Origin of the sequence: Arthrobacter sp. GMC3, assembly GCF_002929305.1 — a bacterium.
Classification (GTDB): Bacteria; Actinomycetota; Actinomycetes; order Actinomycetales; family Micrococcaceae; genus Specibacter.
Genome location: NZ_PJIO01000009.1, coordinates 140524 through 158105, shown reverse-complemented (window position 1 = coordinate 158105; position 17582 = coordinate 140524). Strand labels below are relative to the sequence as shown.

The following is a 17582-nucleotide window of genomic DNA, read 5'->3' as shown; positions in this document are numbered from 1 at the left end:
CAGTCAGTCTAGCAACGGTGTGGCTGCTGTGGTTACCCGTGCGGCGGTGAGCTTGTTCACTGCGCAGCTGAGGCGGGTCGCGCGTTTACCGTTGCCTGAGTGCGCAGCTAATGCGGGTTGAGCACGCCACAACCCGCATCAGCTGGGCACTCACCGGATGGCAGAGGCGTGAAATCGAAGTGGATCCGCCCCGCAACGCGGGCGGGAGCTTAATTTGCACGGATTTGAGAGAATTGAAGCGTGACTGTTACAGATATCCCCACCAGCGACACCAAGTTGGACCTCCCGCCCCTGAAGCTCGGCAACATCACCGTGGAAACTCCGGTGGTGCTTGCGCCCATGGCTGGGATCACCAATACCGCTTTTCGCCGGCTCTGCCGCGAGCATGGCGGCGGCGTTTTTGTCTCCGAAATGGTCACTTCTCGTGCCCTGGTGGAGCGAACACCGGAGTCCATGCGGCTGATCAGTCACGACGAGGACGAGAAGATCCGTTCCGTGCAGCTGTACGGTGTGGACCCCGAGACCGTGGGCAAGGCCGTGCGCATGCTGGTTGAGGAAGACCACGCCGACCACATCGACTTGAACTTCGGCTGCCCCGTGGCCAAGGTGACCCGCCGTGGCGGGGGAGCGGCCCTGCCGTGGAAGATTGACCTTTTCACCTCCATCGTGCAGACGGCGGTCCGCGAGGCGTCCAAGGGCGATATTCCGCTGACCATCAAGATGCGCAAAGGCATCGACGATGACCACCTGACTTATCTGGAAGCCGGCCGGATCGCCCGCGACTCCGGTGTTGCCGCCGTCGCCCTGCACGGCCGTACCGCCAGCCAGTTCTACTCCGGCAAGGCCGACTGGGATGCAATTGCCCGCCTCCGCGAGGCCCTCCCGGACGTTCCCGTATTGGGCAACGGCGACATCTGGAGCGCCGAGGACGCCATTGCCATGGTCCGCCAGACGGGTGTCGACGGCGTTGTGGTGGGCCGTGGCTGCCAGGGCCGCCCCTGGCTCTTTGGTGACCTGATGGCCGCCTTTGAGGGCAGCGATGTCCGTCACCGCCCCGGACTTGCCGAGGTCTCAGCTGCTGTGTACCGCCACGCCGAGCTGTTGGTTGACACCTTCGACGACGAGAACAAGGCCCTGCGCGATATTCGCAAGCACATGGCCTGGTACTTCAAGGGCTACGTTGTCGGTGGGGAATTGCGCGCCCAGCTGTCTGCCGTGCCCACCCTGGAAGTTTTGCGCGGGCTGCTGGATCAGCTCGACATGGACTCCCCGTACCCCGGCACCGACGCCGAGGGTCCCCGCGGCCGCGCTGGCACCCCCAAGCGCACCGCCTTGCCCGAGGGCTGGCTCAATGAGAGGACGCTCAGCGGCTCGCAGAAAGTGGAACTCGTCGGAGCCGAACTGGACGTCTCAGGCGGGTGATCCTGCCGTGCCCGCGATTCCTGCACGCGGTTAGTTGCTAACTCTGCGCCAGTTTGAAATTGGCGCAGAGTTAGCGAACAACTCGACGCAGAACTCGTGTCGGGTTTCAGGCATAAGCGACGTGGTCCGGGCATGCGCCAATGTGATCACTGAAGCTTTCACGTAGCCTAAGCTCGGGCCTGGACTTCAGCTGCGCAGCGTAACGATTGCTCAATAGCGCGGGATCCCTGCCGCCTGTGGACAGCAGGCAACGGCTCCTGCACTGTTGGCCCTAAACTTAGGCTTATGTCCACCGAAACGCAGCCCGAGTACTCTCCCTTCGATGCGCAGCGCTGGGTTCAGGAAGCGCCTAAAACGAGTTTCCGTACGGTGTTTGAGCGGGACAGGGCGCGCGTATTACATTCCTCGGCATTGCGCCGGCTGGGTGCTAAAACACAGGTAGTGGCACCGGACACCGATGACTTCGTGAGGACCCGGCTCACCCACAGCCTGGAAGTGGCCCAAATTGGCCGCGAGTTGGGGCGGACGCTGGGTTGCGATCCCGACGTCGTGGACACCGCCTGCCTGGCCCACGACCTAGGCCACCCGCCGTTTGGCCACAACGGCGAATCTGTCCTGAATGATCTTTCCCATGACATCGGCGGGTTCGAGGGCAACGCCCAGACGCTGAGGCTGCTGACCCGGCTGGAGTCCAAGGTGTTGACGGCCGACGGCGGTTCGGCCGGCTTGAACCTGACCCGCGCCTCCCTGGACGCCTCGGCCAAATACCCGTGGCTGGCAGCAGACGCGCCCCTGATAGACGGGCGCCGGACCAGCAAGTTCGGGGCCTACGCCGACGATCTCCCAGTTTTCGCCTGGCTGCGCCAGAACGCCCCGGTAGGCAAGACCTGCATCGAGGCCCAGGTCATGGACTTAGCCGATGACATCTCCTACTCTGTGCACGACGTGGAGGACGCCATTGTTGCCGGCCACGTGCAGTTGAAATGGCTGGCCAACCAGGACCAGCGCAACCGCGTCCTGGGCTACACCCAACAGTGGTATCTGCCCCAGGTGGACACTGCGGAGATCGACGCGGCCCTGCAACGGCTGGAGGCAACCAAGGTGTGGGTACGCCACGCCGACGGCAGCCGCGCCTCGATGGCTGCACTGAAGGACATGACCAGTCAGCTGATCGGCCGTTTCTGCCAAAGCGCCGTCGGAGCCACCCGCGAAATTTATGGGCCCGAGCGGCTCACCCGGTACGCGGCGGACGTTGTGGTCCCTGCAGAAACGGCCATCGAAATTGCCGTCATGAAAGGCCTGGCCACCACGTTCGTCATGACAACCGACCACCGCCAGCCCATCTACCAGCGCCAGCAGGACGTCCTCAGCGAGCTGGTGGCGGTGCTAAATGCCACCGGAGATGCGCATCTGGAGACCATGTTTGCTGCGGACTGGCGCGAGGCCAACGACGACGACGCCCGGCTCCGGGTAGTCATCGACCAGATTGCCTCACTGACTGATGTTTCGGCGCTGGCGCTGCACGAGCGGCTCGTGGGGACCGAACGCACACTGCTTTAGGTATTACGGCAACCGCCGCTCACGTAAACTGGCGGTGTGGCTGGGCTAATTAAAAGAGAAGACATTGATGAGGTGCGAACGCGCACCGACCTCAAGGAGATCGTCGACGCCTACGTCACCCTAAAATCTGCCGGAATAGGGTCATTCAAGGGCCTGTGCCCGTTCCACGACGAGCGCAGCCCCTCCTTCCATGTGCGCCCCCAGATGGGGTACTTCCACTGCTTTGGCTGCCAGGAGAGCGGCGATGTCATCTCCTTCATTCAGAAGATGGATCACATTCCTTTCTCCGAGGCCGTGGAAAAACTTGCCGCCCGCATTGGCTTTGAACTCCACTATGAGGATGGGGGGACCGGTCCGCGCCGTGAGGAAGTGGGGCGGCGGCAACGGCTGCTTGACGCCCACAAGATCGCGAGCGAATTTTTCCGCGAACAGCTACTCACCCCCGCGGCGGCCACAGCGCGGCAATTTTTGGCCGAGCGCGGCTTTGAGCGCAGCGCCGCAGACCACTTCGGCGTCGGGTTTTCGCCCCAGGGCTGGGACTCGCTGCTCAAACATCTGACGGGGAAGGGTTTCACGCACGAGGAACTCAAGCTCACCGGGATGTTCTCCGAAAGTTCCTCCGGGGCCGGACAAAACCGGATCTACGACCGTTTCCGTGGCCGGCTCATGTGGCCCATCCGGGACATTGCCGGGGACACGGTGGGCTTTGGCGCCCGGAAACTCTTCGAGGACGACCAGGGCCCCAAATACCTGAACACCCCCGAGACCCATCTCTACAAAAAGTCCCAGGTGCTCTACGGCATCGACCTGGCCAAGCGCAATATCGCCTCCAAACGCCAGCTGGTGGTGGTGGAGGGCTACACCGACGTCATGGCCTGTCACCTGGCCGGGGTGGACACCGCTGTGGCAACGTGTGGCACCGCGTTTGGCGCCGACCACATCAAGGTGGCACGCCGCCTGCTCTCCGACGACGGCACGGGAGGCGAGGTAGTCTTCACCTTCGACGGCGACGCTGCCGGGCAAAAGGCGGCTCTGAAGGCGTTCGATGAGGATCAGCGGTTCGTGGCCCAGACATTCGTGGCTGTGGAGCCTTCCGGCGCGGACCCCTGCGAGCTGCGCCAGCGCGGCGGTGACGAGGCCGTACACTCCCTGATCCGCTCCCGCCGGCCACTTTTTGAATTTGCCATCCGCTCCACGCTGGCCAAGTTTGACCTGAGCACCGTGGAAGGGCGGGTGAGCGGCCTGCGCGCCTCGGCGCCGGTGGTCGCCGCCATCCGCGACGGCTCCACCCGGATGGGCTACAGCCAAGAATTGGCCGGCTGGCTGGGCATTGCCGATCCCGATGAGGTGTTGCGGGCCGTCAAGGGTGCCGAGAAACGGGCGCACGCGCAGCCTGCCCACGGTGCCGGGGCATCGCATTCCTCCGCCTCTCGCGCCCCTGCCCCGTCGCAGCAGCAGGGGACCCCGTACGACGGCGGCGCCGCGGCCAGTACCCCGGCGTACGGTGAGCGTGGGCTGGGAGCCGGTAGCGGCGTCGAACCTTCGGTGCAGCCTGCCGAGCCAGAATTTGCCCGACCGGATCCTCGCGATCCGCAGAGCCGGATGGAGCGTGAGGCGCTGGAAGTGGTGCTGCAGCATCCTGGCCTGCTCACTACGGGGAACTGGCAGCATTTTCAGGCCACCGAGTTTGTGATTCCCGCGTTCAAGGCAGTTCAGGAAGGAATTGCGGCGGCGGGGGAGTCTTTGGTGGCATCCTCGCAGTGGTTGGAGGCAGTTCGGGAGAGTGTTCCACCGGTCCTTTCTTCCCTGGTTGCGGAGTTGGCGCTTAGCCCGCTGCCGGCCACCAATGAGGAAACGCTGCACAGGTACTGCCGTGACATCCTGCGCAGGCTCTTTGAGATGCAAATCACCCGACTCAAGCAAGAACGGCTCGGCGCCTTGCAGCGCATGGATCCTGCCGTGGATCCAGAGGGCTATCAGATGCTCCAACGTGAGCTTATGGAGCTCGAAACTGCCCGAAGGGCGCTGCGCGGAGATTGATTTTGCCCCCGGATGCCCTTTCGATTTCGCAACCGGGCCAGCCTTTGTTATTGTTGTTTCTGCGCGATCCTCTGTAGCTCAATTGGCAGAGCATTCGACTGTTAATCGAAGGGTTACTGGTTCAAGTCCAGTCAGAGGAGCCAACACCCGATGGCCCGTTCCTGTCTCAGGTTCGGGCCATCGGTTTGACGGATGCCAATTCCGTACGGCCTCGCGCACGAAGAAATAAAAGGTAAGTTGAGCGTTTTGTTTTTCTGAAAATGGCCTGCTAATCTATTGTCTGCTTCATTCCTCTGTAGCTCAATTGGCAGAGCATTCGACTGTTAATCGAAGGGTTACTGGTTCAAGTCCAGTCAGAGGAGCTTGCAAATAAAAATCCCCCGCACTCGTCACGAGTGCGGGGGATTTTTTTGCATCCGCGACCATCCTTTCGAGTTAGACTATCGAAATGATTATTTGGCGTGGGTGGGGAATCTTGGTCGTATTGTTTTGTGGTCTCGGGGGAGGATTAGCCGGCGGTTTGTCACACGGCAACCCCATCGCGATCGGCTTTGGATTGGCTGCAGCGGCCGTCGGGGTCTGGTACATGGGACGCTGGCTGAATCAGATTAGGCCGAAGGCCGCCTATGACGTTGCCCTGGGGTACCGAGCCCAGGAACTAAGGCGGATCGTCGAGGTGGGCGCCTACCAATTCCCAGGCCTGCCGGCGCCACAATCGGTCGAAGAAGCCCACGCCCTCGCGGAAGAGCAATGGAAGTACGAAGCAGAGAAGGCTCGCGGCCGCTACTTCAACACGCACACCTTGTTCTTTATCCCCATGCAGTATTGGGCGGTGTTGGCAGGACTGGCAGCCCTCGGGGTTATCGTTAGCGGACTCATCGGGCCTAGCTAAGAGCTTAACGGCGCTCAAATAGCTGAGGAGTTGCTGGTTCAAATCGAGTCAAAGAATCCCCTGCACTCGTTGTGAGTGCAGGGGATTCTTTTATGTCCAAGCTCAATCAAAAGCGCAAGTGTGGGCCTATGCAGTGGCGTCCTAGATGGTGGGCACCATGCGTGGGCGAACAATGAACCACAGGGCCGCCATGGCCAGCAGGATGGACCCGCCCATGATGATGGCCATGGGTGTTGCCGTGGCCACGCCCACCAGGCCCACCACGGGGGTGATCAGGCCGGCGAAGCCGAAGGTTGCGGCGCCCAGGAGGGATGCTGCAGTGCCCGCCTGTTTGCCGTTGCGGGCCAGGCCCATCACCTGCACGGAGGGGAACATGAAGCCGGTGGCGCAAATGAAGATCCACAGCGGCACCATGACACCCCAGAGGCCAAAGCCTAACTGGTCAAAGACCACCATGAGAATTGCCGCACCCACCTGGGCGACTGTGGCCCAGGCAATGACCCACTGCGGGCCCGTGTGTCGCATGATGTAGGCGGCAGTCTGCACACCTGCCACCACGCCCAAGGAATTCACGGCAAAGAGGAAGCCATACTGCTGGGGGGTGAACCCGTAGGTGTTTTGGAACAGGAAGGTCGACGCCGACAAGTAGGTGAAGAGGGCGGCGAAGTTCAGTCCTCCCACAAATAGCGTTCCGACAAATATTCGGTCACTGAATACGGCCTTGTAGCGGTCCGTGACGCTCACGCCGTCGGACTTGCGCTTCTCCGGTGGCAGGGTTTCGATGATGAAGACAAAAGCGGCGATGACCACCAGTGCGCCATAGCCGGCCAGGAACCAGAAGATACCGGGCCAGTCCATGATGCCCAGCAGCTGGGACCCAATGACCGGGGCGAGGATGGGTGCCATGCCATTGACTAGGGACATGCGTGAAAGCATTCGCACCAGCTGGTAGCCGCCGAAGAGGTCACGGATCATGGCCATGGCCACCACGCCACCGCCGGCGGCACCAATGCCCTGCAGGACGCGGAAGATCCCCAGCATGGTGATGTCCGTTGACATGGCGGCTCCAATGGAGGCCAGCACGTGCAAGGCTGTGGCCAGGATCAGCGGCATGCGGCGCCCAAACTTGTCACTGAACGGGCCCACGATCAGCTGTCCGGCGGCAAAGCCGATGGTGGTTGCGGTCAGTGTCAGCTGTACCGCGGTGGCACTGACGCCCAGTTCCTTGCCGATGATCGGAAATGCCGGCAGATACAAATCGATGGTGAAGGGGCCAAGGGCGGTCAAGAGGCCTAGGACCAGGATGTAAATGAGTTTTTGCCGCCGGGACAGGCTGTCACCGGGGTGCGTGATGGGGGTCAAGAAGGGTTCCTAGCTGGGGAGATGTTAGGTAATGCCGTGCCAAGCCCGCAAAAATGGGTGCGTTCGCTTGTGCTATTTATGTTATGCGTATCGTCACCGGAATTGGAACGTTTCGATGAGGACAAAGTTGCCCTAGTGGGTTGGAAAAGTTTTACGGCGCCATTCGCGTTCCCCTGGCGTGGGAATCCGCGGCGGGGTTGAATGGTAATTTTATCTTTACGGTAGTGTCGCAAGTAATTCGCGCGCGCAAAGATTTCGTAGCTGGCACCAAGGCCGCGGAAGCAAATGATGGAGGCAATCCCATGGCAGGTGCGCAGAACGACGTAAAAGTCGAGGCCGAGGAAATTCCGGCATCTGGGGGCTCAACCCTAGTCGCCGCGATCAAGACGACGGCCCGGCTTGTGCCGCGCCAGGTCACGGATGAAATTGAGCTTGCCAAACTCGAACTGAACCACAAGAAGAGCCGCCTCGGCGGTGTAGCCACCTACGCCGCCCTGGCCCTGGTTTTCCTGACCCTGTTGGTCATCGCTTTGGTGGTGGCAGCCATTGCCGGGCTGGCCACCGTCATGCCCCTGTGGCTCTCCGCCTTGGTGGTCAGCGCAGCGCTGCTGGTCTTGATAGCCATCAGCGGGCTCGTCACTTACAAGAAGTTCAAGTCATTGCTGCCGCTCCTGCCGGAAAATGCCTGGCGCGGGATCAGGCATGACATCGGGATTGCCCGCGAAGGCCGTGACTTTGACCCCTCCACACTCATTCCTAAGAAGCTGAGTAAGGAAGAAAAGAAGGCTAAGAAAGCCGAAGTCGAGGCCGCAGCCGCCAAGGCGAAAGCCGAGCGTGAAGCCAAGGCGGCTGAGCTTGGTCCCAAGGCCAACGAGCATGAGCTCATTGCACGCACGAACGCCCGCCGCGAGCACCTGGTGACGTTGCGCGAGGAACTGCTTGAACAAGCCGATGTGAAGAAGCAGGCCGCGTACTTGATTGACGAAGCCAAGACTCGGGCGAAGGAAACGGTCAGCTCCACGGCTGGAGGCGCCCTGGCCCAGGGGGTTGAAATCGTGAAAACGCGATGGAAACCACTGAGCGTTTTCGCCGTGTCGGCCACAGCTTGTGTGTTGTTACTGCGAAAGTTGTTCAAGAAGTAATACCCGTCTGCCCCGGCAGGCGCGGTCCAAAGGCGCAACGGCGTTGATACTACTAGTCCTCAGGGAGAGGTGACAGACGGTGGCTGCCGGTTCCAGTGCACCCATGGCCAATCCCAACGCCATCGTCACTATCCCCAACATCATCACCGTGGTGCGATTCTTGGGTACGCCACTGTTTGTGTGGCTGGTTCTAGCCAAGGAGCAATACGGTTGGGGCGTGTTTGTCCTGGCCATGATGGGCTGTACCGACTGGATTGACGGGTTCGTTGCCCGCAAGCTTAACCAGGCCTCAAAGCTGGGGCGCATGATGGACCCGTTGGCCGACAGGGTTGCCCTGGTGGCTGTGGTGATCACCATGGTTATTGCCCATATCCTGCCGCTGTGGCTGCTGCTCCTACTGCTGATTCCCGACGTCGTACTGCTCGCCGTCACCTTGTACTTCTTCCGGGGCGACGCCGGTCTTAAAGTCACCATGTTGGGCAAGACGCGTACGGCTGCGCTGATGATCGGTACGCCCATGCTGCTGCTCGCGAAGGCACTTGATTCGGAGCTCACCAGCGTTGCGGCGTGGGTGATCTTGGGGGCGGGGATGGTCATGCACGTCATTGCCTTCAGCCAGTATTTCCGTGCCTTGCTAATCAAGCACCGCGACATTCACCACCCGTCAGCAGCGCAGCTTCCCCTGCCCCAGGATGGTCAACAATGATGGGTATTGCCGTGGCCTGTGCCGTGGCTGGGGCGTTCTTCCTTGCCTTTGGCGCGCAACGCCAAGGCAGCGCCGTCCAGAACAACACTGGTGGCTTGGCCCTGGGCGGGTCCGGTTTGCTGCGGCTCTTCGGGAATCCGCGATGGGTTTTTGGCCTGGTACTGCTGGGCATGGGCATGGCCTTGAACGTAATTGCCCTGACGCTGGGCACCCTGACGGTCATCCAACCCATCGGGGCCATCGCCCTGGTGATCACCACCATTGTGAACTCCCGCGACCAAGGCATCAGGCTCAACCGTGCCACAGTGGTTGCCATCAGCGCCTGTGTCACCGGAAGCGCGCTGTTCGTCTTGCTGGCCGTCAACGTGGTCCGCGAGAACACGCACGTCACGGTTCAGGAAGAGCTGACGGTGGTGCTGCTGCTCGCCGTCGTCCTGGGCATTTTTGGTGGGTCACTGGTGCTTTTCAAGCACAGGCTCAAAGCATTTTTCTACATTCTCGGCGCCGGTGTCCTGTTCGGATTTGTTGCTGTTTTGACGCGCATCATTTCCAAACAACTCTTTGACCCTAACGGGCTGTTTTTGCTGAACGTGCAGTGGTACTCGATTATCGCCATTGCCGCAGCAGGGGGACTGGGCAGCTGGTTTGTGCAAAGCGCGTACGCCAGTGGGCCCCCGGATCTTGTTATTGCCGGGCTGACCGTCATTGATCCGATGGTTGGTATCGCCATTGGCATTGTGATCCTGGGTGAGCTTCGTCCCGATGTGCCGCCGGTGATCGCGATATCCATGGCTGGGGCCGCTTTGCTTGCTATCGTGGGGGTTGTTGCGCTGTCGCGGCACCATCCCGACGTTGTTAAGCGGCGCCAGGATGCGAAACGGGAGCAGCGCAAGTAGTCAAGTAGTACAGCAGTGGTCTTGCAACAGCGGGGCCTCATTGACCAGAAGTACGACGGCGTCGTGACCCTTTGCGGTTGCCTTCCGTTGGGTGCCGGCCAGATCCGGGCGCCACACAATCCACCAGGAGTTTTATCCCGTGACATCCACACCCGGCGAGAGCCCGCAGAAGCCGTTGACGATCTTGATCGCCGCCGACACCTACCCGCCGCACGTCAATGGTGCGGCGCAGTTCTCGTACAGGTTGGCCACGGGCATGACCGCGCGCGGCCATGACGTCCACGTGATGGCGTGCCGCGCGGACAGCGGCCCCATGTTCACCGAAAAGCGTGATGAGGCAACGGTGCACCGCCTGCGTTCGCGCTCGGTTCCCACCAACGAGTACTTCCGGATCAGCCTGGGGTGGGAGATCAAAAACGACATCATTGCCCTTTTTGATGTGATCAAGCCCGACGTTGTGCACGTGCAGAGCCACTACATGATTGGTGGACGGGTAGTTTCCGAGGCCCAGAAGCGCGGCATTCGCATCGTGGCCACCAACCATTTCATGCCGGAGAACCTGAACCCGTTCCTGCCGTTCCCGCAGTGGTTCAAGAACATTGTGGGCAGGGTGTCATGGCGTGACATGGGCAAGGTCATGAGCAAGGCCGACGTGGTCACCACACCTACGCCGTTGGCGGCCAAGGCCATGCACCAGCATGCGTTCCTGCGCAAGGTGCTGCCGTTGTCCAACGGTATTGAGGTGGGTAACTATGAACTGGCCGAAGGTGAGGTCATTGAACGGAACCCCTATCCGACGGTTGCCTTTGTAGGCCGGTTGGCTGAGGAAAAGCACATTGACGTGCTCATTGACGCCATCGCCAAGGCGCCCGCGGATTTGAATCTGAACCTGATTGTGGTGGGCGGTGGCGAGGTCAAGGCTGCCCTGAAAGCCCAGGCTGAGAAGCTGGGGCTGTCCTCACGGGTAACCTTTACCGGGTTGATCAGCGACGAGGAGTTGCGCAACGTCTACCTGAAGGCTGACCTGTTCGTCATGCCCGGCACAGCCGAGTTGCAGTCCCTGGTCACCTTGGAGGCCATGAGTGCCTCTACTCCGGTGATCCTGGCGAACGCCATGGCGCTGCCCCATCTGGTGGAGGACGGCGTCAACGGCTACTTGTTTGAGCCGAACAACAGCGACGACCTGGCCAGCAAGATCACCACCATCATGCGTCTGTCCCCTGAGGAGCGTGCCGCGATGGGTGCGGCTGGCCATGAAATGGTGTCTCGCCATGGGCTGAAGAAGACCCTGGACACTTTCGAAGACATTTATCGTGGCGGCACCTACGAGGATCACGCAGTTTAGGGGCGAATCCATTACGATTGCAGGAGTGCTTTTCGCGCAGGTGGTTTCCATCCGTGCAGAAGTACTCCGCACGGGGCCATAGCTCAGCTGGTTAGAGCGCGGGACTCATAATCCTAAGGTCCTCGGTTCAAGTCCGAGTGGCCCTACGTGTAAAGCCGCAGCTCAGAGACCCTTTCGAGGGAATCTGGCCTGCGGCTTTTTGTGTCCCATCTTGCCTTTTCGGAGACTGCTACCTCGACGTATCCTCCACCGTGGTGCGCCCCAGTTGCGCCGCCTCCACCGTGCGGCGAAGTTCCCTGATTTCGGCCAGAAGCTGCTCCACATGCTCCGCAGTGGCACCTTCAGCTCTCGATTCTGTGGCCGACACCTTCTCGACCAGCCAGCTGGCCAACGTTGCGGTAACAATGCCCAACAAGGCTATTCCGCCAATCATCAGGCCCACCGCGATGCCACGGCCAAGGCCGGTAACGGGAGCGAAGTCGCCGTAGCCGACAGTGGTAATGGTTACCACTGACCACCAAAGGGCATCCGCGAAAGTCGTGATCGACGCGCCCGGTGCGTTCCTCTCGGCGTCGTACATGGCCAATGCCCCAATGTAGACGAGCAGCGACGACGCCCCGATGACGTACGTGACAACGCGTCCTCGCAGGGCGTTCCCGGCCACGCGGTGTAGCACGCTGACAAGTGTCACAAGGCGAAGCAATCGCAGCGGGCGCAGCATGGGCAGAACTACGATTGCCAACTCGTGCAAGTGACGAACAAACCACTTTTTCCTATTGGGGGCCAGGAATAGGGAGTATGCGTAGTCCAGGACAAAAATGCCCCAAGTGATAGTGATGAAATTGCTCGCTGTCGTGGCCACTGCCGCCGATGTTGACAAAACTTGTAGCGAGAAGGCCCCTAGAAAAAGGATCGAAATGATGATTAGTGGCCACTCGGAGAGCTTTTGCCAGCGTTCTAGAGTCATGGCGCAATTCTAGGGTTGCGGTCTCCGGTTCTGGCCGAGTGAAGCATCCCCCTGTGAATGCCGCCAGTCGTAAATGTTGCATACGTCACCTCCGGTGCGGTATGTTACTCGTGAGTAACATATTCGTTGAGATGCCGAACGGCTGACTTTCAACGATGAGATCAAGCAAAAAGGAATGACCATGTCCAAGGCTGACATTGACCTAAACAACCTGCCCTACGCCGACGGCGACTTTTATGGCTTTGAGCAACTGCTCAGCGACGCCGAGCGTGAACGCCTGCAGGTGATCCGCGATTTCCTGGCCAAGGAAGTCAAGCCCATCGCCGTGGACTGCTGGAACCGTGGCGAGTTCCCCATGGATTTGATCCCCAAGCTTGCCGAGCTGGACATTGCCAGCCCCGTCCACCGCCAGGGCTACTCCAATGTTTTTGCAGGTATCTGCCATGCGGAGTTCACGCGCGCCGATGCCTCGATTGCCACGTTTATGGGAGTCCACGATGGTCTATTCACCGGCTCCATTGAGGCCCTGGCCTCCGAGGAGCAGAAGGCGGCATGGCTGCCGGACATCTACTCCCTAAAGAAGATTGGTGCCTTCGGGCTCACCGAACCCTTGGGCGGCTCCGATGTTGCCGGTGGCACCCGCACCACAGCAGTACGCGACGGCGACAACTGGATCCTCAACGGCGCCAAGCGCTGGATCGGCAACGCTACATTCTCCGACTGGGTTGTCATCTACGCCCGAGACGTGGCCGATAACCAGGTCAAGGCCTTCCTTGTCGACACCACCCTGCCCGGATACAGCGCCACCAAGATTGAAAACAAGATCTCCCTGCGCACCGTGCAGAACGCCGACATCCTGCTGGAGAACGTGGTGGTTCCCCACGAGTTCAAGCTCGCTGGCGGCAACAGTTTCCGCGACACCAACAAGGTCCTCAAGGTCACCCGGCTCGCCGTAGCCTGGCAAGCCGTGGGCCAGCAGATGGCCGCTTTTGACGTTGCCCGCCGCTACGCTGTGGAACGCCAGCAATTCGGCCGGCCCATCGCCTCCTTCCAGCTGGTCCAGGACCAACTCGTCAAAATGCTCGGCAACACCGTGGCCTCCATGGGCATGATGGTCCGTCTTGCCCAACTAGAGGACCAGGGCATTGCCAAGGACGAACAATCCGCCCTGGCCAAGGCCTTCACCACCGCCCGCATGCGTGAAACGGTCGCTATGGGCAGAAGCATCTTTGGCGGCAACGGCATTGTCACCGACTACGAGATGGCCAAGATCTTTGCCGACGCCGAGGCCATCTACTCCTACGAAGGCACCTACGAGATCAATACCCTCGTCGCAGGCCGGGCCATCACGGGCATCTCCGCGATCGTCTAGCAACCTCAGCCGCTGAGGGGCAGCAACACTGACGGGCGCAGGTCAAGGACGAACTGCAAGGGGTTGAGGTAATCCTCTCCGCGCCGCACACCCCAATGTAGGCAGCTTTCCTGGCCCGGAGGACCGGCGTCGCAATGCGTTGGGGTCGCCAGCGATCCCAGTTCCTGGCCCTTGGTGACGGTGGCGCCCGCCGCCAACGTTGAGGTTACGGGCTCGAAACTAAGCCGCAGACCATCGGGTGTGGCAATTGTTAGAACGGGTCTGTCAACCACTGTGCCGGCAAAAGTGATGACGCCAGCCGCTGGCGCCCGAATAGTTGCACCAAAGGGAGCTAGCAGGTCCACGCCCCGGTGACCGCTGAGCCAGGGCTTCGCTGGCGGGTCGAAAGCACGCACCACACGGGGTGGCCCTCCCGGGGACGGTCCGGCCACCGGCCACGCCCAGGCTAGTGAGGCTGGGAGGGGACGTACCGCCGTCGTGCCGGAAGACGTATCGGAAGCAGTATCCGAAACCACGCTGGAAAGTGACCCCGCTGCCATGCTGTCAGTGGGGCCGGGCATCGGCAGCACGCACACGGCCAAGGCGATTCCCGCCAGGAAACGCCACCTGCTTTGCCGCTGAACTGTGCTCATGAACCCAGCATGCGCCGAGGTGACCGCGGCGGGAGGGCCATGCCCAGCAAATTGTGCGCAGCCCGGGGGAGTAGGGCCGCTGTGGAGGGGCCAATTATGGTTAGCCGCCCTCTGGCCACTGTAGTAACATGGACAGAGCAGTGTGCTATTTGCATGCTGACTACGCGCACCCCACCCTGACGAGTAGCCGGAGCAATCCGGAAACTGCCAATGGATTGTGCCCATACGGTCCGCTTCACAGCGGTTTATGGGAAACACAATGGGTGCCAGGAGCAGGACCTTGGCGATTATTCGCCGTAGGTTTCAAGCTAAAGAACCGTAAACTACATGAAGGAGCGCCGGCATGCCCGTCGTAACTATGCGCCAGCTGCTTGACAGCGGCGTCCACTTTGGACACCAGACCCGTCGTTGGAACCCGAAGATGAAGCGATTCATCCTCACGGAGCGCAACGGCATCTACATCATCGACCTGCAGCAGTCACTGTCTTTCATTGACCGCGCCTACGAGTTCGTAAAGGCCACCGTTGCACACGGCGGCACCGTACTCTTCGTCGGTACCAAGAAGCAGGCTCAGGAAGCAATTGCCGAGCAGGCTACTCGCGTTGGCATGCCCTACGTGAACCAGCGCTGGTTGGGCGGTATGCTCACCAACTTCCAGACGGTTTCCAAGCGTATCTCCCGCATGAAGGAACTCGAAGAGATCAACTTCGAGGACGTTGCTTCCTCCGGTCACACCAAGAAGGAGCTCCTGCTCCTCAAGCGTGAACTGACCAAGCTGCAGACCAACCTCGGTGGTATCCGCAACCTGACCAAGGCACCGTCCGTGCTCTGGATCGTTGACACCCCGAAGGAACACCTCGCCATCGACGAGGCTCACAAGCTCAAGATCCCCGTTGTTGCCATCTTGGACACCAACTGCAACCCCGATGACGTTGACTTCCCGATCCCGGGTAACGACGACGCCATCCGCTCCGTTGCACTGTTGACCCGCGTAATCGCTGACGCCATTGCTGAAGGCTTGATCGCTCGCAACAACAAGGCAACCGGCAACGACGAAGCTCCGGCCGAGCCCTTGGCTGCGTGGGAGCGCGAGCTCCTCGAAGCTCCCGCCGCCGCTGAAGCTGTTGTTGAAGCTCCGGCCGAGGTTGTTGTTGAAGCCGTTGTTGAGGCTCCGGCCGAAGCTGCTGCAGAAGCTGCAACCGAGAAGTAATTCTCACCCATTCTTTTACAGCCTACGGATCAATTCACCGGCTGATATTTGAGGATACAAGCTGGCAGGATCGCACCGCTCACAAGGCAAAGCGGTCCTGCCAGATTTTCCCGTAATAGTTTTAAATACTGAAAAATCTACACTGAGGGGTTCATATGGCGAACTACACCGCTGCTGATATTAAGGCTCTGCGCGAGCGCACAGGCGCTGGCATGATGGACGTCAAGAAGGCTCTCGACGAGGCCAACGGCGACGCCGACAAAGCCATGGAGCTCATCCGCATCAAGGGCCTGAAGGGCGCCACCAAGCGCGAAGGCCGCTCCACCGCTGAAGGCCTGGTTGCCGCAGCTGTTGACGGTGGCGTTGGTGTCATGGTTGAAATCAACTGCGAGACCGACTTCGTAGCCAAGGCTGCCCCGTTCATCGACTTCTCCAACAAGGTTCTCGCGACCGCACTGTCCTCCGGTGCTGCCGACGTCGAAACCCTGCTGGCTGTTGACGTCGACGGCAAGCCGCTCTCCGAGCTGGTCATCGAGGCCGGCGCGCTCTTGGGCGAAAAGGTTGCAATCCGCCGCATCGCTCGCATTGAGGGTGCCACGGTTGACGCTTACCTGCACAAGACCTCCAAGGACCTCCCGGCCCAGGTTGGCGTTTTGTTCGCAATTGACGGTGACAACCAGGAAGTTGCACACGATGTAGCCGTGCACATTGCCGCCATGTCCCCGACTGTTCTGAGCCGCGACGAAATCGCTGCCGAGACCGTTGAGAACGAACGCCGCATTGCCGCAGAAACTGCAGCAGCCGAAGGCAAGCCCGAAGCAGCCATGTCCAAGATCGTTGAAGGCCGTTTGACCGGCTTCTTCAAGGAAATGGTTCTGGTTGACCAGGCATTCGCCAAGGACTCCAAGAAGAGCGTTGGCTCCGTCCTGGACGAAGCCGGCGTAAAGGCTGTTGCCTTTGCACGCTTCCGCGTTGGAGCATAAAGCAACACCTCACTAATGTGATGAAGAAGGGGCAGCCACTTACAGTGACTGCCCCTTTTTTGTGCCCAAGGTCGGATATGATCTTAGACGCACCTTCTCATCACCGGTCCACGTGGCCGGCACGAACGCTGCACAGCAGTGACCACTGCACCGAGACAACTGCATCGAGGGAATTACTGGCCAACGCAAGTGGCCGGACCCCATGGAAGGCGACATGACAACGAACACCTCAGAGATTGCCCAGGAAAACGCCGAAACAACCGGCGCACCCACCAAACGCCGCCGCGTCCTACTCAAGCTCTCCGGCGAGGTTTTCGGTGCCGGCAAGCTCGGCGTCGACCCCGACACGATCCGGGGCATCGCCCAGCAGATCGCCAGCACCGTGGACAAGGTGGAGGTGGCAATCGTGGTCGGCGGCGGCAACTTCTTCCGCGGCGCAGAACTCTCCGCCTCCGGCATGGACCGCTCCCGCGCCGACTACATGGGCATGCTGGGCACAGTCATGAACTGCCTGGCCCTCCAGGACTTCCTGGAACAGGCCGGCGTCGACACCCGTGTGCAGAGCGCCATCACCATGGGACAGGTTGCCGAGGCCTACATTCCCCGGCGCGCCATCCGACACCTCGAAAAGAGCCGCGTGGTCATCTTTGGCGCCGGCGCCGGCCTGCCCTACTTCTCCACCGACACCGTCGCTGCCCAGCGCGCGCTGGAAGTCCATGCCGACGTCGTGCTGATGGCCAAGAACGGCGTTGACGGTGTCTACACCGCGGACCCCAAGAAAGACCCGACAGCCGTCAAGCTGGACCACCTCAGCTACGACGAGGCCATGGCCCGCGACATCCGTGTCATGGACCAGACCGCGTTCAGCCTATGCAGGGACAACAACGTCACCATGCTGGTCTTTGGCATGGAAGGTGAAGGCAACGTGGCCCGCGCCATCCTTGGTGAAGAACTGGGCACCCTGGTCACACCGTAACTGCGCCAACCTCCCGTGTGGTCTGGCCCCGTCAAGGTGCCAGACCACGATAGGATGGTCTCAGGTTTGCCACGTGC

15 protein-coding genes and 3 tRNA genes are annotated in these 17582 nt (G+C 60.7%); 15 read left to right on the top strand and 3 right to left on the bottom strand.

Features of this window, described 5'->3' with window-relative positions; all coding sequences use genetic code 11:
- Positions 1-240 precede the first annotated feature (240 nt).
- The 6 genes from dusB (at position 241) to CXQ94_RS15335 (ending at position 5914) form a co-directional block, all read left to right on the top strand.
- Positions 241-1422 (top strand): tRNA dihydrouridine synthase DusB, encoded by a 1182-nt coding sequence (gene dusB, locus CXQ94_RS15360; RefSeq protein WP_181034246.1) that lies wholly within the window; start codon positions 241-243, stop codon positions 1420-1422.
- Positions 1423-1707: 285 nt separating this feature from the next.
- Entirely contained in the window at positions 1708-2982 is a 1275-nt protein-coding gene (locus tag CXQ94_RS15355; RefSeq protein ID WP_104091445.1) for a deoxyguanosinetriphosphate triphosphohydrolase, read from the top strand.
- Between the two features lie 36 nt (positions 2983-3018).
- Positions 3019-5022, top strand: coding sequence for a DNA primase (gene dnaG, locus CXQ94_RS15350; protein WP_104091444.1), 2004 nt, complete (start codon positions 3019-3021; stop codon positions 5020-5022).
- A gap of 67 nt (positions 5023-5089) precedes the next feature.
- Positions 5090-5165, top strand: a tRNA-Asn gene (locus tag CXQ94_RS15345).
- A 146-nt stretch (positions 5166-5311) separates the two neighbouring features.
- A tRNA-Asn gene (locus CXQ94_RS15340) sits at positions 5312-5384 on the top strand.
- Positions 5385-5470: 86 nt separating this feature from the next.
- The gene (locus CXQ94_RS15335) at positions 5471-5914 is read left to right on the top strand and encodes a hypothetical protein (protein ID WP_104091443.1); all 444 of its coding nucleotides are present in this window, start codon (positions 5471-5473) and stop codon (positions 5912-5914) included.
- 141 nt (positions 5915-6055) lie between these two features.
- Here CXQ94_RS15335 and CXQ94_RS15330 read toward each other — a convergent pair whose 3' ends face one another.
- Positions 6056-7276 carry a multidrug effflux MFS transporter gene (locus CXQ94_RS15330; RefSeq protein WP_104091442.1) on the bottom strand — a complete coding sequence of 407 codons (1221 nt, stop codon included), beginning with the start codon at positions 7274-7276 and terminating at the stop codon, positions 6056-6058.
- A 302-nt stretch (positions 7277-7578) separates the two neighbouring features.
- On the opposite strand from CXQ94_RS15330, the gene CXQ94_RS15325 reads away from it, so the two are divergent.
- The 5 genes from CXQ94_RS15325 to CXQ94_RS15305 all read left to right on the top strand — a co-directional run bounded on the left by CXQ94_RS15325 (position 7579) and on the right by CXQ94_RS15305 (position 11511).
- Positions 7579-8418, top strand: a complete 840-nt coding sequence (locus CXQ94_RS15325) for a phage holin family protein (RefSeq protein ID WP_104091529.1) — start codon at positions 7579-7581, stop codon at positions 8416-8418.
- A 103-nt stretch (positions 8419-8521) separates the two neighbouring features.
- Positions 8522-9124: a CDP-alcohol phosphatidyltransferase family protein gene (locus tag CXQ94_RS15320; RefSeq protein ID WP_104091528.1), complete on the top strand. Its 603-nt coding sequence runs from the start codon at positions 8522-8524 to the stop codon at positions 9122-9124.
- Entirely contained in the window at positions 9121-10020 is a 900-nt protein-coding gene (locus tag CXQ94_RS15315) for a DMT family transporter (RefSeq protein ID WP_104091441.1), read from the top strand. The genes CXQ94_RS15320 and CXQ94_RS15315 overlap by 4 nt, the downstream gene beginning before the upstream one ends.
- Before the next feature lie 139 nt (positions 10021-10159).
- Positions 10160-11365, top strand: a complete 1206-nt coding sequence (locus CXQ94_RS15310) for a glycosyltransferase (RefSeq protein WP_104091440.1) — start codon at positions 10160-10162, stop codon at positions 11363-11365.
- A gap of 72 nt (positions 11366-11437) precedes the next feature.
- Positions 11438-11511 (top strand) — tRNA-Ile (locus tag CXQ94_RS15305).
- Between the two features lie 83 nt (positions 11512-11594).
- Here CXQ94_RS15305 and CXQ94_RS15300 read toward each other — a convergent pair.
- The gene (locus tag CXQ94_RS15300; protein ID WP_104091439.1) at positions 11595-12332 is read right to left on the bottom strand and encodes a potassium channel family protein; all 738 of its coding nucleotides are present in this window, start codon (positions 12330-12332) and stop codon (positions 11595-11597) included.
- Positions 12333-12513: 181 nt separating this feature from the next.
- Between CXQ94_RS15300 and CXQ94_RS15295 the strand changes: the two genes are divergently transcribed.
- Positions 12514-13704 carry an acyl-CoA dehydrogenase family protein gene (locus tag CXQ94_RS15295; RefSeq protein WP_104091438.1) on the top strand — a complete coding sequence of 397 codons (1191 nt, stop codon included), beginning with the start codon at positions 12514-12516 and terminating at the stop codon, positions 13702-13704.
- Between the two features lie 5 nt (positions 13705-13709).
- On the opposite strand, the gene CXQ94_RS15290 is transcribed toward CXQ94_RS15295, so the two are convergent.
- Positions 13710-14336 (bottom strand): M23 family metallopeptidase, encoded by a 627-nt coding sequence (locus CXQ94_RS15290; protein ID WP_258067111.1) that lies wholly within the window; start codon positions 14334-14336, stop codon positions 13710-13712.
- 343 nt (positions 14337-14679) lie between these two features.
- Between CXQ94_RS15290 and rpsB the strand changes: the two genes are divergently transcribed.
- From rpsB to pyrH, 3 genes are all read left to right on the top strand, one after another.
- Positions 14680-15546, top strand: coding sequence for a 30S ribosomal protein S2 (gene rpsB / locus CXQ94_RS15285; RefSeq protein WP_104091437.1), 867 nt, complete (start codon positions 14680-14682; stop codon positions 15544-15546).
- A 155-nt stretch (positions 15547-15701) separates the two neighbouring features.
- Positions 15702-16529 (top strand): translation elongation factor Ts, encoded by an 828-nt coding sequence (gene tsf, locus CXQ94_RS15280; RefSeq protein ID WP_104091436.1) that lies wholly within the window; start codon positions 15702-15704, stop codon positions 16527-16529.
- Positions 16530-16743: 214 nt separating this feature from the next.
- The gene (gene pyrH / locus CXQ94_RS15275) at positions 16744-17505 is read left to right on the top strand and encodes a UMP kinase (protein ID WP_104091435.1); all 762 of its coding nucleotides are present in this window, start codon (positions 16744-16746) and stop codon (positions 17503-17505) included.
- Positions 17506-17582 lie beyond the last annotated feature (77 nt).

Excerpts from the sequence above, each read along its gene's own strand:
- CXQ94_RS15355 (WP_104091445.1), top strand. The coding sequence starts at position 1,708 with ATGTCCACCGAAACGCAGCCCGAGTACTCTCCCTTCGATGCGCAGCGC.
- CXQ94_RS15335 (WP_104091443.1), top strand. The coding sequence starts at position 5,471 with ATGATTATTTGGCGTGGGTGGGGAATCTTGGTCGTATTGTTTTGTGGT.
- CXQ94_RS15325 (WP_104091529.1), top strand. The coding sequence starts at position 7,579 with ATGGCAGGTGCGCAGAACGACGTAAAAGTCGAGGCCGAGGAAATTCCG.
- CXQ94_RS15320 (WP_104091528.1), top strand. The coding sequence starts at position 8,522 with ATGGCCAATCCCAACGCCATCGTCACTATCCCCAACATCATCACCGTG.
- CXQ94_RS15315 (WP_104091441.1), top strand. The coding sequence starts at position 9,121 with ATGATGGGTATTGCCGTGGCCTGTGCCGTGGCTGGGGCGTTCTTCCTT.
- CXQ94_RS15300 (WP_104091439.1), bottom strand. The coding sequence starts at position 12,332 with ATGACTCTAGAACGCTGGCAAAAGCTCTCCGAGTGGCCACTAATCATC.
- CXQ94_RS15295 (WP_104091438.1), top strand. The coding sequence starts at position 12,514 with ATGTCCAAGGCTGACATTGACCTAAACAACCTGCCCTACGCCGACGGC.
- CXQ94_RS15290 (WP_258067111.1), bottom strand. The coding sequence starts at position 14,336 with ATGAGCACAGTTCAGCGGCAAAGCAGGTGGCGTTTCCTGGCGGGAATC.
- rpsB (WP_104091437.1), top strand. The coding sequence starts at position 14,680 with ATGCCCGTCGTAACTATGCGCCAGCTGCTTGACAGCGGCGTCCACTTT.
- tsf (WP_104091436.1), top strand. The coding sequence starts at position 15,702 with ATGGCGAACTACACCGCTGCTGATATTAAGGCTCTGCGCGAGCGCACA.
- pyrH (WP_104091435.1), top strand. The coding sequence starts at position 16,744 with ATGACAACGAACACCTCAGAGATTGCCCAGGAAAACGCCGAAACAACC.